Source organism: Marinococcus halophilus, assembly GCF_002265875.1.
Lineage (GTDB): Bacteria > Bacillota > Bacilli > Bacillales > Marinococcaceae > Marinococcus > Marinococcus halophilus.
Window position 1 is genome coordinate 182,520 of sequence record NZ_NPFA01000001.1, and the last position, 14,894, is coordinate 197,413.

General features: G+C 48.7%; 15 protein-coding genes. 7 read left to right on the forward strand and 8 right to left on the reverse strand.

Annotation, left to right across the window (positions count from 1 at the left end; genetic code table 11):
- Positions 1–62: 62 nt before the first annotated feature.
- Positions 63–422 (reverse strand): Na-translocating system protein MpsC family protein, encoded by a 360-nt coding sequence (locus CHL76_RS00965; protein WP_094907575.1) that lies wholly within the window; start codon positions 420–422, stop codon positions 63–65.
- A 293-nt stretch (positions 423–715) separates the two neighbouring features.
- Between CHL76_RS00965 and CHL76_RS00970 the strand changes: the two genes are divergently transcribed.
- Together CHL76_RS00970 and CHL76_RS00975 are read left to right on the forward strand one after the other, a co-directional pair.
- Complete coding sequence (locus tag CHL76_RS00970) at positions 716–1,084, forward strand: DUF485 domain-containing protein (RefSeq protein WP_079474860.1); 369 nt, start codon at positions 716–718, stop codon at positions 1,082–1,084.
- Positions 1,081–2,643, forward strand: a complete 1,563-nt coding sequence (locus CHL76_RS00975) for a solute symporter family protein (protein WP_079474859.1) — start codon at positions 1,081–1,083, stop codon at positions 2,641–2,643. Before CHL76_RS00970 ends, CHL76_RS00975 begins: the two co-directional genes overlap by 4 nt.
- Positions 2,644–2,693: 50 nt before the next feature.
- Here the strand turns inward: CHL76_RS00975 and melA are convergent, their stop codons facing one another.
- From melA to CHL76_RS00995, 4 genes are all read right to left on the reverse strand, one after another.
- A complete protein-coding gene (melA, locus tag CHL76_RS00980) occupies positions 2,694–3,995 on the reverse strand; it encodes an alpha-glucosidase/alpha-galactosidase (RefSeq protein ID WP_094907576.1) in 1,302 nt (433 codons plus the stop codon).
- A gap of 67 nt (positions 3,996–4,062) precedes the next feature.
- Positions 4,063–5,094 (reverse strand): LacI family DNA-binding transcriptional regulator, encoded by a 1,032-nt coding sequence (locus CHL76_RS00985; RefSeq protein ID WP_094907577.1) that lies wholly within the window; start codon positions 5,092–5,094, stop codon positions 4,063–4,065.
- A gap of 194 nt (positions 5,095–5,288) precedes the next feature.
- Positions 5,289–6,242 carry an AEC family transporter gene (locus CHL76_RS00990; protein ID WP_079474856.1) on the reverse strand — a complete coding sequence of 318 codons (954 nt, stop codon included), beginning with the start codon at positions 6,240–6,242 and terminating at the stop codon, positions 5,289–5,291.
- Between the two features lie 169 nt (positions 6,243–6,411).
- The gene (locus CHL76_RS00995; protein WP_094907578.1) at positions 6,412–7,908 is read right to left on the reverse strand and encodes a potassium/proton antiporter; all 1,497 of its coding nucleotides are present in this window, start codon (positions 7,906–7,908) and stop codon (positions 6,412–6,414) included.
- 322 nt (positions 7,909–8,230) lie between these two features.
- On the opposite strand from CHL76_RS00995, the gene CHL76_RS01000 reads away from it, so the two are divergent.
- Together CHL76_RS01000 and CHL76_RS01005 are read left to right on the forward strand one after the other, a co-directional pair.
- Positions 8,231–8,533, forward strand: a complete 303-nt coding sequence (locus CHL76_RS01000; RefSeq protein WP_079474854.1) for a hypothetical protein — start codon at positions 8,231–8,233, stop codon at positions 8,531–8,533.
- 94 nt (positions 8,534–8,627) lie between these two features.
- On the forward strand, positions 8,628–9,518 hold the full coding sequence (locus tag CHL76_RS01005; RefSeq protein WP_094907579.1) for an alpha/beta hydrolase: 891 nt from the start codon (positions 8,628–8,630) through the stop codon (positions 9,516–9,518).
- A 30-nt stretch (positions 9,519–9,548) separates the two neighbouring features.
- Here the strand turns inward: CHL76_RS01005 and CHL76_RS01010 are convergent, their stop codons facing one another.
- On the reverse strand, positions 9,549–10,451 hold the full coding sequence (locus CHL76_RS01010) for a cation diffusion facilitator family transporter (RefSeq protein ID WP_094907580.1): 903 nt from the start codon (positions 10,449–10,451) through the stop codon (positions 9,549–9,551).
- A gap of 184 nt (positions 10,452–10,635) precedes the next feature.
- Between CHL76_RS01010 and CHL76_RS01015 the strand changes: the two genes are divergently transcribed.
- Positions 10,636–11,628, forward strand: a complete 993-nt coding sequence (locus CHL76_RS01015; RefSeq protein WP_158219022.1) for an alpha/beta hydrolase — start codon at positions 10,636–10,638, stop codon at positions 11,626–11,628.
- Positions 11,629–11,685: 57 nt separating this feature from the next.
- Here CHL76_RS01015 and CHL76_RS01020 read toward each other — a convergent pair whose 3' ends face one another.
- Complete coding sequence (locus CHL76_RS01020) at positions 11,686–12,777, reverse strand: M24 family metallopeptidase (RefSeq protein ID WP_094907582.1); 1,092 nt, start codon at positions 12,775–12,777, stop codon at positions 11,686–11,688.
- A 211-nt stretch (positions 12,778–12,988) separates the two neighbouring features.
- Between CHL76_RS01020 and CHL76_RS01025 the strand changes: the two genes are divergently transcribed.
- Together CHL76_RS01025 and CHL76_RS01030 are read left to right on the forward strand one after the other, a co-directional pair.
- Positions 12,989–13,369, forward strand: a complete 381-nt coding sequence (locus CHL76_RS01025) for a hypothetical protein (RefSeq protein WP_094907583.1) — start codon at positions 12,989–12,991, stop codon at positions 13,367–13,369.
- A 232-nt stretch (positions 13,370–13,601) separates the two neighbouring features.
- On the forward strand, positions 13,602–13,814 hold the full coding sequence (locus CHL76_RS01030) for a KTSC domain-containing protein (RefSeq protein ID WP_079474848.1): 213 nt from the start codon (positions 13,602–13,604) through the stop codon (positions 13,812–13,814).
- Positions 13,815–13,911: 97 nt separating this feature from the next.
- Here the strand turns inward: CHL76_RS01030 and CHL76_RS01035 are convergent, their stop codons facing one another.
- Positions 13,912–14,589: a peptidoglycan-binding protein gene (locus CHL76_RS01035; RefSeq protein ID WP_186807332.1), complete on the reverse strand. Its 678-nt coding sequence runs from the start codon at positions 14,587–14,589 to the stop codon at positions 13,912–13,914.
- Positions 14,590–14,894: the final 305 nt, after the last annotated feature.

Sequence of the window (14,894 nt, forward strand, 5' to 3'; positions counted from 1 at the left end):
TTAACTGTTTGTATTTATTCTACTTCTATCCCGACCGTCTGTAAGGAAAGATGTCATATAATCTAACGCTCTTTTTCATTTAGATAGATCACTGTCGATGCGGCGCCTGAAGCTGGGTCAAAATCCTTTAATACAGTGCGTACCGGCAGCTCCAGCTCCTTTACCAGCAGATGGTGCAGCCGTTTTTTGAATTCGTCCACGAGCGCTGCGTCCACCTGTTCTGCCAGTGCCCTGTTGCCCTGTTCGAGCGCACGAAGGGCGGGCACACGCTTGTGTTCCGCGAAAATAATACACTTGTTTTGTAACAGTTCCACCTTTAACGTTTTTACTCCAACCTCGTACATCTCCTGGTTCACCCTGTTGTACAACTGAGCAATTTGCTGTTTTATCCATTTTTCACTTTCAAACTGCTTTTCCCACACGTTTAACCCTTCCTTTCACTCACGCTTAATTATAACGGATCATGTGTTTCCAGCCTATTTTCATGAAAAATTTTTTAACAAACGAGTTAATGTCTAGTAGTTTTGAACTATTTTATGTCCTGCACCTACTGTTATGCAACAATTTTGGATTTTTTCTGACATTTTTGATTGACGGAAGCGCTTTCATATTATAAGTTTAATTTGTCTCCTTCCTTTCTGTTGTATTTCGTTGCTGTCGATTCTTTGATCCCATTTACGCTAACTGCATTTTATTTGAAAAAGGAGGAAAAAATATGGCTGTTAAAAAAGAGTCTGGAGCAACCGACGAAACCTTTACTTCCGGAGGCGGAGTGAAATACTCTGAAGCCGTCGAAAACCCTGCGTTCAAAAAACTCATGTCGAAAAAGAGAAAATTCATTGCTCCCTTAACGGTGTTCTTTCTGCTATTTTACTTATCTCTTCCTGTTTTAATAATCACCTCAGACGTACTCAATAATTCGGCGATCGGACCGATTACCTGGGCCTGGATACTTGCGTTTGCCCAGTTTGCCATGACCTGGACGCTCTGTATTCTCTACGTACGCAAATCTGCAAAATTTGATAAAGATGCCGAAGCTATCATCGAGGAAGAAGAACGCAAAGCTAAGGGGGATCATTCATGAATGCCACGGTCATTATTCTATTTCTTGCAATAGTCAGCCTTACCCTCGTAATAACATACTATTCAGCGAAAAAAACGAGCTCGGCCAGTGATTTTTATACAGCCGGCGGCGGACTGACCGGCTGGCAGAACGGCCTCGCGATTTCCGGGGACTACTTATCAGCCGCTTCCTTTCTTGGGATTGCCGGTGCCATTGCGCTATACGGCTTTGACGGCTTCCTTTTCAGTATCGGCTATCTGGTAGCCTACCTCGTCGTTATGTTTGTGGTCGCTGAACCGCTCCGTAACCTTGGCCAGTACACGCTTGCGGACATGCTGAATGCGCGCTTTGATGCGAAAAAAATACGCGGCGCGGCGGCTTTCAGTACGATCACCATCGTCATTTTTTACATGATTGCCCAGCTTGTAGGGGCTGGTGCATTAATTCAGCTGCTGTTTGGCATCCCATACCTTTGGGCCGTTATTTTAGTAGGTGTGATGATGACTACCTATGTACTGTTTGGCGGCATGACTGCTACCAGCTGGGTCCAGATTACGAAAGCTGTACTACTCATGATTGGTACATTGATTATTTCCATCATGGTGCTGTGGCAGTTTAACTTTAACGTCATTGCCATGTTCCGGGAAGCAGGCCAGGCGACACCGGCCGGCACGAACTTCCTGAATCCGGGCCAGCAGGATAAACTGCCGCTGGATTCGCTATCCCTGATGGTGGCGCTTGTCCTCGGTACAGCCGGCCTTCCACATATTCTGATGCGCTTCTTTACTGTTAAAGACGCGAAAACAGCCCGCAGCTCAGTTGTTACTGCTACATGGATTGTTGGTATCTTTTACATCCTTACAGTCTGCTTAGGCTTTGGCGCTGCAATTTTTGTTGGCCGTTCGGACATTATCGCTGCCAACCCGGCCGGCAACATGGCCGCACCGCTTCTCGCCCAGGCCCTTGGCGGTGATCTGTTGTTCTCCTTTGTCTGTGCTGTAGCCTTCGCAACGATTCTCGCCGTTGTGGCAGGGCTCGTGCTTTCCGGAGCCAGCGCCTTCGCCCACGATCTGTACGGACAAATTATTAAAAAAGGGAAAGTGACCGAGCGCGAGCAGGTAGTCGCAGCCCGTACCGCTTCCCTGACAGTTGCTGTTCTTTCCATTGCGCTGGCAATTTTTGCCCAGAATTTAAACGTAGCCTTTCTCGTAGCACTCGCCTTCTGTGTAGCCGCCAGTGCGAACCTGCCGGTAATTGTGTATACGATTTACTGGAGACGCTTTAATACAAACGGCGCCATCACCGCGATTGCGGTCGGCCTGGTCAGCTCGGTCGGCCTGGTAATTATCAGCCCGAACGTTATGAACCCGGACGGCAGCGCATTTATCGCCGCCCAGGCAATTTTTCCGCTCACGAACCCGGCCATCGTATCCGTGCCGCTTGGCTTTCTCGGCGGCTGGATTGGGACGCTTGTTTCCAAAGAAGCGCAGTCCGGACGCTACGACAAAGTACTATTCAAAGCCAATACCGGTTACCGCGAATACGATCTGCAGGGCCGGGCCATCAAAAAAGACGAATAGTCCCATACAAAAAGCACCGGAGCGCTCCGGTGCTTTTTTACATATATTTGTTACTGCAGGACCGGCACCCAGTTTCCGTGACGCTCAAGCAGTTCATCGCACATAGCGATAATGTCATCCGGCGAAAGCTCTGCAGCTGTATGAGGATCAAGCAGCGCAGCCTGGTAGACGTGCTCTTTTTTACCGGAAACAGCTGCTTCCACGCTCATGATCTGCGTGTTGATGACATTGCGGTTCAGCGCTGCGAGCTGTTCCGGCAGCTTGCCTACGTAAGTTGGAGTAACTCCGTTTGCATCTACAACACACGGCACCTCCACACACGCTTCCTCAGGCAGGTTGGAAATCAATCCACCCGTGTTCATGACGTTACCGCCAATCACAATCGGTTCGTTGTATTCTATTGCCTCGATCATATACGAGGCGTACTCCTTCGAGCGCTCGTGCGTCAGCTGCTCGTTTTCGACAAATTGATCGCGCTGCTGCTTCCATTCTTCGATTTGCTGCACACAACGGCGCGGATATTCATCGAGCGGAATATTAAATTTGTTAATCAGTTCGGGATAGTTCCTCTTGATATAATATGGATAATACTCTGCATTATGCTCCGAAGATTCGGTAATATAGTAGCCGAACTTCTCCATCATGTCGAGGCGCACCATATCCCCGTGCGTTTCCTTTTGTTTTTCCCTGGCGCGCCGCTTAATTTCAGGATAAAGGTCAGTTCTATTTTTTTTCACTTCAAGCAGCCAGGCCATATGGTTAATGCCAGCAATTTTAGCACTGACGCCTTCATCATCCATGCCGAGCAGTTCAAACAGCTCCGGCACGCACACCTGCACACTGTGACAGAGACCGACAGTGCGGATGCCTCCATGTTCTGTCATAGCCTTTGTCAGTGCTGACATCGGATTCGTATAGTTCATAAACAGCGCATCCGGACACACATCCCGCATATCTTCAGCAATTCCGAGCATGACAGGAATAGTTCTCAGATTTCTGAAAAGACCGCCAATTCCGTTTGTATCGCCAATTGTCTGTTCAAGTCCGTATTTTCTTGGCACCTCAAAATCAATAACAGTAGAGGGCTCATAGCCTCCCACCTGAATGGCATTAACGACGTAGGAAGCTCCGCGCAGGGCTTCTCTTCTGTCATTATGTGCTGTAACCCGGATGCTGCTTTCATAAGTATTAATCAAATGGTTCAGCATCTGCTCGGAGTCACTCAGCCGCTCTGCATCAATATCATAGAGGGCAACCTCGAGATGCTGCAGCTTCGGGGAAACGATACAGTCTCCAAGGATATTTTTAGCAAAAACAGTACTCCCGGCTCCAATAAACGTTAACTTTGACATTTGTCTTCCTCCTTTAATTTTTGTAAGCGCATTCAAATATAAGTAGAAAAAGGGCTTATCCCTTTTCCTATGACTCCAGAAGCTTGTTTATTCGGCTCCCACAGCTTTCTCGTACAATAAGCCTGGACGGCAGTACCCATCTCATCGGGAGATCGCCCTCTTCTGTCGTCAACAGCTTGCGCACTCCCATCCGGCCCATCTCTTTTGTTGGGATGCTAACCGTTGTGAGCGGAGTACTCGCATACTGGGCAAGCTCCGTGCCGTCAAAGCTTCCGATTGCCACGTCTTCCGGCACGCGGATGCCATGCTCCTGGAAAGCCCGGAGCGCCCCCATGGCCATCCGGTCACTGGCAATAAAAAATGCCTCCGGCAGGCTGCCCTGATCAATTGCTTTTTTTCCCATCCGGTAGCCGTCGTCCATTGTAAAATCGGCAATGTGTATATTATTTTTGTAGGAATAGCCGGCAGCATCCATCAGCTCTTTAAATACGGTCTCTCGCTTATCTTCAATCGCCACTCTCTTCCGGAAACCATTCTCTCTCTCCTGTCCTCCAATATAACCGATTTTTTTATAGCCTTGATTAATCAGGTGGCGCATCACTTTCCCGGCTGCCTGAGAAAAATCAATGCTTACTGATGAAAAATATTCATCGTTTGGCGAATGGCTGATAAATACGACCTGTTTTTGATTACGCTGTAGAAAATCTGCCACTTCCTCATGAATGCGCCCAATCAAAATGAAGGCATCGACTTCCTGCACGGCTGGGTCATTTTGAATGGTCGGCAAATAAAAAATTCGTGCCTGCTCCACCCCCTGGCGCATACATTCCTCTTCAATTTCCTGACGGATTGGATAAAAGTACGGGTCATCTTTTTCCAGGTCGCTTGGCTGGTTTAGAACGATCCCGATTCTCATTTTTCTTTTCCTGTCATTTTTCTTTCGGGCCTTCACTGGTACGTAGGCAAGCTCCTGGGCAATCTGGCGAATTCTTTCCTTCGTGTCCCTGGAAACCGAGAGTGTTTCGTCGTGGTTCAGCACCCGGGACACCGTCGCCGCAGACACTTGAGCCCTGGCAGCAATATCTTTAATAGTAGCCATCACAACCCTTTCCTTTCAGTAAAAATTTACTTCATATTTTTATTTACTTTACTTTATCAAAATTATTAACCGCTTACAATCATTTTTTCTTTTCTCTTAGAAATAAATCGCTGGTGAGTTTAAAAATATAAAATATATTAACTAAAAGTTTAACTAATTTCCTTTCAAAAAACCGAAGCCCCGGGCGCTTCGGTTTAACCGGCAATATGCTGCGCTACAAAGACGGTCAAAGGCAGCATAAGCAGGCTGAATACGGTCGTTGCGATCAACGCAACAATTCCGAGCTGGTTAGACCTTCCGTGCACGTAGCGTTCAAATAATACCGCCGCCAGCGTGATGGTCGGCATGGAGGATTGGACAATAATAATTTTACCTAGAAGCTCCGGAATCGGAAGCAGCCATACTAACAGACAGGCAATAGCTGGCACGGCAAGCACCTTTACGACTACGGCAGAGCCAATGAAACGCTTGTACCCTGTTTTCACCATCTTCCAATTAGCGGAGGTAATGGTAGGTATAAGCAGACCGATCAAAATCATCGCAAGCGGAGCCGCGAGCCCGGATATTGTATTTACTGTTTCGAGGAAAAACATTGGAATAACGAGCCCTGCAGATGCAAGCAGTACAGAGCATACAAGTGTTAAGAACGGCGTGTTCAGAATTGATGTAAGCTGCTTGAACGAAAACCGCCCCGGCTTCAAAAGCAGAATACCAATCGTAAATACGCTTGTCGTCGTGCCGGCATCATAGACGGCCGCATAAGACCCCGCTTCGGGACCAAACAAAATGGTAATGAGCGGAATGCCGATAAATCCCGAATTGCTGCAGCCTGCAACAATTGCCAGCTGCCGTGCTTCTATGTCTGTATAATGAAAGGAACGGCCAACCCCGTAGCCAACAGCCATGCCTGTCCACGTGAGCCCGAGTGCACATAAGTAGATCATGGCAAACGACGACCAGGTGGAGCTGTTGAAGTCGAGCTGAAAGATGCTGTACATAATCACGGCTGGCAGCGCAAAATTAATAGCTGTAAAGGAAATAAAACGGCGCGTTTCCACCGATACATCAATCGTTTTAGAGGTGATCACACCGATTGCGATCAACACAGTCATCATAAACACCGGTGTAATTATATCAATAATGGACATTTTTCTCGCCTCAGTTCTTACATTATTTTCCCTAGTAGTACACGTCCTTCATCTTAATATAAATCACAGCTGATTGAAAACAAATGAAAGCTTGATGCATCAATAAATTTCATGCAAGCGCTTCCCCTGCATGAAAAAAGCTGTTCTCCTGCAGGAGAACAGCGGGCCGTTATGGCGTCGTTTTTGGCTCAGGATGCTTCTTTCGGTTCAGCAGCCGCCGCAGGTCATCTTTTTGCTGCCTGGAAACGAGAATGTACAGAAAGTCTCCCTCCTGGATCTCTGTATTGCCTCCGGGCGTCACAAGTTCATCGTTTCGCACCATCGCGCTCACAGTGGCATCATTGGGAAAATTAATTTCATACAGCTGTTTACCGACAATCGCTGATTCTTCGCTCGCTTCAAACTGTACCATTTCCGCATTCGCTGAGCCCATGCTTACAAGCTCGATAGAATGGTAGGGAATTTCTTTTTTCGGCCCTACCAGATGCAGAAGCTTTGCCACATAGGAGATGCTTGACCCCTGAATCAGCGCTGAGGTCAATACGATAAAGAATACGAGGTTAAAAATCAGCTGGGCATTGTCGAGTCCGGCGACCACGGGAAACGTCGCGAGAACGATCGGCACTGCTCCGCGCAGCCCTGCCCATGATAAGAATGTTCTTTCTTTCAGCGTATAGCCGAGAAATGCCGTAGATATAAAGACAGCGAGCGGCCTTGCAATAAACATCAGGATAAAGGACAGCGCAATACCGGCAAGCATGATGTCTGCCGTAAACACCTGTCCTGGAAAGGCGAGCAGGCCAAGAATAATAAACATAAGTATCTGACTCATCCAGGCGAACCCTTCATTGAATTGAAAGATCGAGTAGCGGAATGTAAGCTCGGAATTGCCAATCACAAGCGCGGCTACGTATACCGCCAAAAAGCCGCTTGCACCAATGGCTGCTGTCACACTGTAGGCCAGAAGCGCAAATGCCACTGAAAAAATCGGGTACAGGCCACTCGATTCAAGGCCGATATGGTTAATCGCAAACGACGCGAAGCGTCCGACCAACAGCCCGAAAATGATCCCCGCACCGATCTGCCAGAAAAATGAAGGAATGAGCATCCATATGTTGGCATCCGCATTGGTCAGCAGTTCAATAAAAGAAATAGTTAAAAAAACAGCCATTGGATCGTTTGTGCCCGATTCTGCTTCCAGCGTGGCCCCAAGCTTGGCTTTAATATTTCTTTCTTTTAAAGCAGCAAAAACGGCAGCCGCATCAGTGGAGCCGACAATCGACCCGAGAAGCAGTGCTTCGTACCAGGTAAAGTCGAGCAGCAGATACGCCACTCCTCCAATACATACGGATGTAATCAATACACCCGCAGTGGCAAGTGAAATTGAAGGCGCCGCCACCCGTCGCACCGTCGCCCATTTTGTCTGCAGCCCCCCTTCAAAGAGGATGATGACAAGGGCAAATATACCAACCAACTGGGCTACTTCCGCGTTATCAAAATAAATGATTTCCAAACCATCGCTGCCGATAAGCATACCGATCAGAATAAACAGTACCAGAGCGGGCAGCCCAAGCCGGTTCGAGAATTTAGCAACAATAATGCCGGCTACCAGCAGCAAACCGACAAGCAGCACCACCCCATTATTTGCTTCTAAAAAATCCAATATGTTTCGTTCCTTTCATGACGCATACACTTCATACGTTATGTTTTATAGTTATCCGGTATCCTGGTAAGGAAAAATCACACGGCCAAAGCAGGAAAACGGCGGCCGCGCCAAAATGCTTGTCTGGAATTGGTACAGAAGAACGCAGTTTACTTCCTGCGTGAAACGGGGAAAATTGGTACATAATAATATACTCTTTTTATTTTAACATTGATTTTTTATTCTCCATAGTAATCGGCCCTCCGTCGTCTGCATGCGTAATGAAACCTTTCCCGGGGAAAAGACGTATAGTGGTATACGCATATTAATAAGGAGGCATCCGTCCATGGAGACGTCCCGGATACTCAAATGGGTCACCGGCGGGATCGAACTATTTCTTGGCATTCCGATCATCGGCGGGCTTATTATTTTCGGCACAGGCTATCTGCCACTGCAGATTATGCTAGTAGTCCATATCATCGCTCTTATCGCATCGATTTATGACAAACAAAAGAAAAGCGGCAACATTCTTGGCATTATCACCTCCGTCGTCGGCTATATCCCGGTTGTGGGTATGTTTATGCACATCCTCACCGGCATCTGGCTGATTGTAGAAGCCTTCAGCCAGCAGAATGAAAAAGAAATTTAAAGCAGGACGCGCCTTACGCAGGCGTGTCCTGTTTATTTTTACATAAAAACAGGAATACGATTTTTAACCCCTTCAGGAAAGGAAGCAGGTACCTATGACCAAATGGAAAACGGCTACACAGGCAGCGATGCTGCGTTCTTTTCAAAAACGGGTCAGCCAGCAGTCCCAGTCATACATCACCCCGCCGGCAGCGGACACGGTCAGCACTACCTCTTACCTGGTCGAAACAACTCCCGGCGTAACCCCGGTACATATTTATTACCCGATGGCAGATGTTTCCAAAAAACATCCGGTATACATTAATCTGCACGGCGGCGGGTTTGTGATGGGCAGCGCTTATGAAGACGAGGGCTGGTGCAAACACATTGCCGCTGAGACTCCGTGTGTGGTAGTGAACGTAGATTACCATCTGGCTCCGAAGACCCGCTTCCCGGCAACCGTACTTGAAGTGTTTGAGATAATTGAATGGCTTATGGCCCATGCCGGCCGCCTTTCGCTGCAGATGAATAACTATGTGCTCGGCGGACACAGTGCGGGGGGCAACCTTGCAGCTACGGCAAGCTTAATGCTGCGCGATACCAGTCATAAGCTTCCAAAGCTCCAGGTTCTCGACTATCCCGTACTCGACCTGCAGACCGATCCCTACGAGAAGCCGGCCTATTCGACCGCCATCCCGCCGTATATCGCCCAAATCTTTAACGACAGCTACCTGCAGACGCCGCAGGATGCCCGTCATCCCTACGCATCCCCTTTGTATGCTGAAGAGCTCGAAGACCTGCCTCCGGCACTCGTTATTACTGCTGAATACGATTCGCTCGCCAGAGAGGCGACGCAATATGTGAACCGCCTGGAAAAAGCCGGCGTTGCTGTGCAGCATTACCCATTTTCTGCGACCAGTCACGGATTTACGCACATGGGAAATGAAGAAACCGCGCTCGAAGCATGGACCACGATCATTCACGCGTTAAAACGTGCCTTTAAATAAAATGAACCGCCCTTACAAAAGGCGGTTTTTTTAATTACAGATCGTATCTTCGCAAATATCGCGGTTTTCCATGTCGATTTGAATTGTCGTATGATGAATGCCGTATTCCCGGTGCAGCAGCTCGTTGGCATTTTTTAGTGCCTCCTGCTGGCTCGTCCCTTCCTCCACGACCAGGTGGCAGCTGAGCGCAGGGAAATCCGACGTAATCGACCAAACGTGCAGATCGTGAATATCCTTGACATGCTCGATAGTCAGCAGGTCCTCTTTCACCTGCTTCGTATTGATGTCTTCCGGCGTGCCTTCCATTAATACGTGCACCGAGTCCCGCAGCACCCGAAGGCCGCTAATAAAAACAAGCACTGCCACGAGCATGCTTGCAATCGGGTCAGCAAGACTCCATCCAAACAGCATGATTAAAATTGCCGCTGTAATGGCACCGACCGAGCCGAGCAGGTCTCCCAGCACGTGCAAAAACGCACTCCGCACGTTTAAATTTTCATGGTTATGCCCGCTGTGAAGAATGCGGGCAACGATGATATTGACGATCAGGCCGATGGCGGCCACGATAAGCATCCCTGTACTGATAACTGACGGCGGATCCATGAGGCGCTGAATGCCTTCGTACATAATATATACCGCAATGACAAGAAGCGCGAGGCCGTTGATAAATGCGGCCAGCACTTCAAACCGGCGGTAGCCGTAAGTCTTCGACGAAGTCGCGCTGCGGCTGCCGTACCATATTGCCGCAAAGCTGAGCCCAAGAGCCGCCGAGTCACTCAGCATATGCCCCGCATCGGATAAGAGCGCCAGGCTGTTTGTCCACAGGCCGCCGATCACTTCAACAACCATAAATACAGTAATTAAAATAAACGACCATTTCAGGGCGGTCTGGTTTGTTGTTCCATGGTCGTGGCTGTGCCCTCCATGTGCCATATTGTCTCCTCCTGTTTCTTTATCTTTTATATTCAAATATTCCTTTGAGTATATTATACCACTTCTTCCTTTTCATTCAAACTTTCTTTTGAATAAAATAATGTCTAAATTTTTCCTTTGAAGGGAATATGTTAATGGACGTAGAAGTTAACGTTTACAAAACCTATACAAGGAGAAGATGTTTATGCATAAACTCGCCAAACAAGCAGGACTCAGCGCCTGCGGGCTGATCGCTGCAGCAGCTGCCTATGCATTCTTTTCGCCGCGGCCTGCTGCCTGGTACGTCAAGCGGGCTTTTAAAGGAGGGCTTGAAACCGAAGCCCCCGATTTTGCTGAAGCAGCAGAGCAAACGGTACAGTATCAGGATATTGATTATGAATCCCAATACCGCAACGGCCGGCTCGATATTATCCTGACCACAAAAAAAGAAGAAAAAACGCCAGTCATTTTTTGGATGCACGGCGGGGCTTACGTGGGAGGCGACAAGCAGGACACTTCCAAGTATGCTACTTACCTGGCGGCCTCCGGCTACAATGTGATTAATATTAACTACGCTCTCGCCCCGACTGCCGCTTATCCTGCTCCATTAATTCAGCTTGATGAGGCGTATCGTTACATCAAAAAGCACGCCGAAGACTACAACATCGACTTAACCAATATTTTTTTCGCCGGCGACTCTGCGGGAGCCCAGATTGCTTCTCAGTATGCAGCCATCCAGCTGAACGAGGGATATTCCCCGTGGGTGCCGGTAAGGCGGCATATTGACCCGCTTTATATTAAAGGAGTGCTGCTGTTCTGCGGGCCGTATGATCTTCGCCAGATTGCGGGAGCTCCGCTCGGCTGGTTCAACCGCTTCCTATTTAAGCGTATTGGCTGGGCCTACATCGGCACCTATAACTGGGAGGAGGCTCCGGCCCTTACAGAAATATCCATGCTGCAGCGCCCGCCGGAAAAGTTTGCGCCAACGTTTATTACTGACGGCAACAAAAACTCGTTTGACGCCCAGGGGAGAAAGCTTGCTGCCCTGCTAAGCCGCCGTGTGCCCGTCCGGGACATTTTCTACGACAAAGATGAATTACCGGTGGAGCACGAATACCAATTTATGATGGATAAGCCTGCCGCCCGGCAGACGTTCCGTTCCCTGACCGCTTTTATTGATACGTACAGCCGTGCGTAAAAAACAAAAAGGGCCTGCGCATTTTAAACGTGCGTAGGCCCTTTTCCCATGTGCTTATTACATATCCAAAAGTGTCTCCAGCCGGTTCATAATCTTCCCACCGTGTTCACCAACAACCACGTCATCTTCCAGCCGGATGCCTCCCCACCCTTCGATATAGACACCCGGCTCGATCGTAAGCACCATTCCGGCTTCAAGCAGATCATCGTTATTCCCATGAATTGAGGGCGCCTCATGCACGTCCATGCCCATGCCGTGACCAACGCGGGTAATAAAATGATCCCCATGCCCTGCTTTGGTGAGCACGTCCCGAGCCGCTTTATCCACGTCCCCTATTCGTCCGCCGTGACGGCACGCCTTAATTGCCGCCGCTTTTGCTTGAGATACAAGGTTAAGGCGCTGCTGCGATGTTTCATCCGCTCCTCCAAACACCCAGGTGCGCGTGATATCGGAGCAGAAGCGTCCGTACCGGGCGCCAAGATCGACTAAAATCAAATCGCCCTTTTGAAGCGGATTTTCTGATGGCACACCGTGCGGATAGGCACTTTTTTCTCCAAACAAAACAATCGTATCGAATGCCGCTCCGTCTGCGCCTGCCCGCTTCATCGCATCTTCGAGCTGATGGACCACCTGCCGTTCTGTCACTCCTTCCTGAAGTCCGGCTGCGACAGCTTTGAGAGCCTGTTCGGCAATATCCACTGCCTGCTGAATGTGTGTCAGCTCCTCTCGTGATTTAACCTGGCGGCTCTCCACCACCACACGTTCAAAATCGGTATAACGCACGCCAGGATAGATAAGCTGCAGCTTTTCAAACCGGGCCACGGATAAATGAGCTTTTTCCACCGCGATCCGGAAAGGATTGGGCAGTTGTTTATGAAACATCTTTTTAACGCTGTCCCACGGATCTTCGCTGTCCCTGTAGGTGACTATGCCTCCCTGCCATCCGCTGTTTATTACCAGGCTCTTTTCCATTTCCGGGCACACAAGCACCGGCTCTCCTTCCTGAAAAATCATAAGCATTAAAAGCCGCTCGTGCGGGTCCGAGTAAAAACCGCTCGCATAGTATATGTTAGCCGGATCCGTGAGAATGGCTGCATCCTCCTCCCGTTCCAGCAGCGCCTGTCTCCATAATTCGATTACCGTCGTCATTATTTTGCCTCCTTTACCTTTAGTATCGCATAATTTTTTATGTGCTTTCCAGTTGTCCCTTCTTTCCTTGAAAGTTTGTCCAACAGCAAAAACGGGAAATAATGACAACGACAAGTGAAACTATGCCCTTTTTGGATGCGTATATATACATAGATAACCAGCGGGGTGGTTTGGGCGCATACCGCGCAAACCATAAAGGGGGGCAGCATCTATGCAGAATCAGGAATGGGTCTTTAACGATATACTTTTCTTTTCCTCCCACAATTCAGTTCCAGTCTATAACCATGGCGGGGAAGCAGTCGGTCTGCTCGAGCGGGCCGACGCCAAATCCATTGATGTTAATACCGATCATATGCGTACCGGGGACGCGTACCGGTTTAAGGATACCCATGGCCGCACGAGAATGGCCATGGGCGTAAAAAAAGCAAGATGCACCGCCGCCTCCGCTATCATTACATGTTTCAGCCTTGCAGCGGAGCAGCAGAAATTGAGCTGCGGGATCAAATATTTTTTCCATATTTTCGCTTTCACGCTAAAGGGCGTATTGACGATGAACAGCTCGAAATTTTCCAGAACCGCCACGAGCAGCTGATCGTAAGGTGTGAAAAAACGACTGTGGCCACGATAACGTTTAAGAATTCCGGCTGGAAAGTTTCCGCCGCCGTCAAAAAAAACCAGGATTCGTGCGTGACTACTCCCGAATTTCTCACGCTTGCCTACTGTATGTTCCGCCTAAACGACTTTGAATCCTCCGATATAAAAACTCTGTAAGTACAATCTCCAGCAGAAGTTCCTTGATTCTTAACTGAAGGGAGCATAGATTGATGGATATGTACCGCATTCAATCGAGTCATTTAGCACAGGCCGGCTATGATCCATTCAGCGAGCTTCTTCGTGTTGAGTTTACCGATGGCAACGTCTATGACTACCGCGGCGTGCCCGAGCATATTTTCCGCGGCTTAATGGCTTCGGATTCTGCCGGCGAATACCACTACCGGCGCATACGTGACGTTTATCCGTATACGAAAGTCGGGTGACAGGAGCAGGGCCGGTGGCCGCTGCTCTTTTTACGGCTTTCAACAGATAAAAAAACCCGCCTTCCTGTTTGGAAAGACGGGTTCGGTCGTTTATTGATTAGTCCAGCACTGTTACTTCTACATCCTGGCGTCCAAATGCATAAGCATCAGATTTTGTCGGTACGTGAATGTCGATGCGGTCGTTGTTGATGGCGCCGCCGGTGTCCGCCGCTTCATATGTGCCCATGCCTTCAACCTTTACGGTAGATCCAAGCGGAATTACGTCCGGGTCTACAGCAATAACGTCAGCCCCGCGGTCTTTATTCAGGTTAACGCCTGTGGCAGTAATACCGCTGCATCCAGCACATTCAGCTGTGTAAGCAGTAGCTTCCATAGTCATGGTTTCGCCGCCGCTGTCTGCACTGCTGCTTGTGGATTCTTCCGAAGAGCTGCTGTCAGACGATTCGGATGTGGAAGCTCCTTCCACCGCTTCCCCGCTGTCCATGTCGTCAAGTGCTGCGCGGGTGTTTGGTCCGATAATGCCGTCCACCACAAGACCATGGTCGCTCTGGAAGCTGCGTACGGCGCTGTCCGTAATCGGACCGTAAATGCCGTCTACCGCGTAATCGTAATAGCCTTCATCCTCAAGCACGGCCTGGGCTTCGGATACATCGTCCCCGCGGTCCCCTTTATTTAATAAGTCTGCTGCGTCCGACACGGCCGGCGCTGCTGTAAGCAAGCCTGTTCCAAGTGCAAGTCCGCCGGCCCATTTCATCGATTGACGTACAGAAAACATATGTGAATACCCCCAACTGTTTGAATTTCTCTCACAGCAAGAACTATAACGGACGGGGGAGGGGGACTTCAAGCTTATTAGTTAATTGTAATTACATTGTAATTTCTATGTAATTATTACTAATGGCTGATAAATTCCCGTAACAATTCCTCTGTTTTTTACTTAATATATTTATACCCTGTGACTCGCGCCTTACAAATGAATCTCGTAAATCTTCTTTGTCATCATGAACAGCGACATGCTTTTCTTCTATTACAAAAGCTTTTTGTTTCCGTTACGGCAATTCTGCTTTTTTCAAGAAAGCA

Coding starts and splice junctions, on each gene's coding strand:
- CHL76_RS01020 (WP_094907582.1), bottom strand. CDS start 12,777: ATGACGACGGTAATCGAATTATGGAGACAGGCGCTGCTGGAACGGGAG.
- CHL76_RS01030 (WP_079474848.1), top strand. CDS start 13,602: ATGGATATGTACCGCATTCAATCGAGTCATTTAGCACAGGCCGGCTAT.
- CHL76_RS00975 (WP_079474859.1), top strand. CDS start 1,081: ATGAATGCCACGGTCATTATTCTATTTCTTGCAATAGTCAGCCTTACC.
- CHL76_RS01010 (WP_094907580.1), bottom strand. CDS start 10,451: ATGGCACATGGAGGGCACAGCCACGACCATGGAACAACAAACCAGACC.
- CHL76_RS01015 (WP_158219022.1), top strand. CDS start 10,636: ATGCATAAACTCGCCAAACAAGCAGGACTCAGCGCCTGCGGGCTGATC.
- melA (WP_094907576.1), bottom strand. CDS start 3,995: ATGTCAAAGTTAACGTTTATTGGAGCCGGGAGTACTGTTTTTGCTAAA.
- CHL76_RS00970 (WP_079474860.1), top strand. CDS start 716: ATGGCTGTTAAAAAAGAGTCTGGAGCAACCGACGAAACCTTTACTTCC.
- CHL76_RS01025 (WP_094907583.1), top strand. CDS start 12,989: ATGCAGAATCAGGAATGGGTCTTTAACGATATACTTTTCTTTTCCTCC.
- CHL76_RS00985 (WP_094907577.1), bottom strand. CDS start 5,094: ATGGCTACTATTAAAGATATTGCTGCCAGGGCTCAAGTGTCTGCGGCG.
- CHL76_RS01000 (WP_079474854.1), top strand. CDS start 8,231: ATGGAGACGTCCCGGATACTCAAATGGGTCACCGGCGGGATCGAACTA.
- CHL76_RS01005 (WP_094907579.1), top strand. CDS start 8,628: ATGACCAAATGGAAAACGGCTACACAGGCAGCGATGCTGCGTTCTTTT.
- CHL76_RS00990 (WP_079474856.1), bottom strand. CDS start 6,242: ATGTCCATTATTGATATAATTACACCGGTGTTTATGATGACTGTGTTG.
- CHL76_RS01035 (WP_186807332.1), bottom strand. CDS start 14,589: ATGTTTTCTGTACGTCAATCGATGAAATGGGCCGGCGGACTTGCACTT.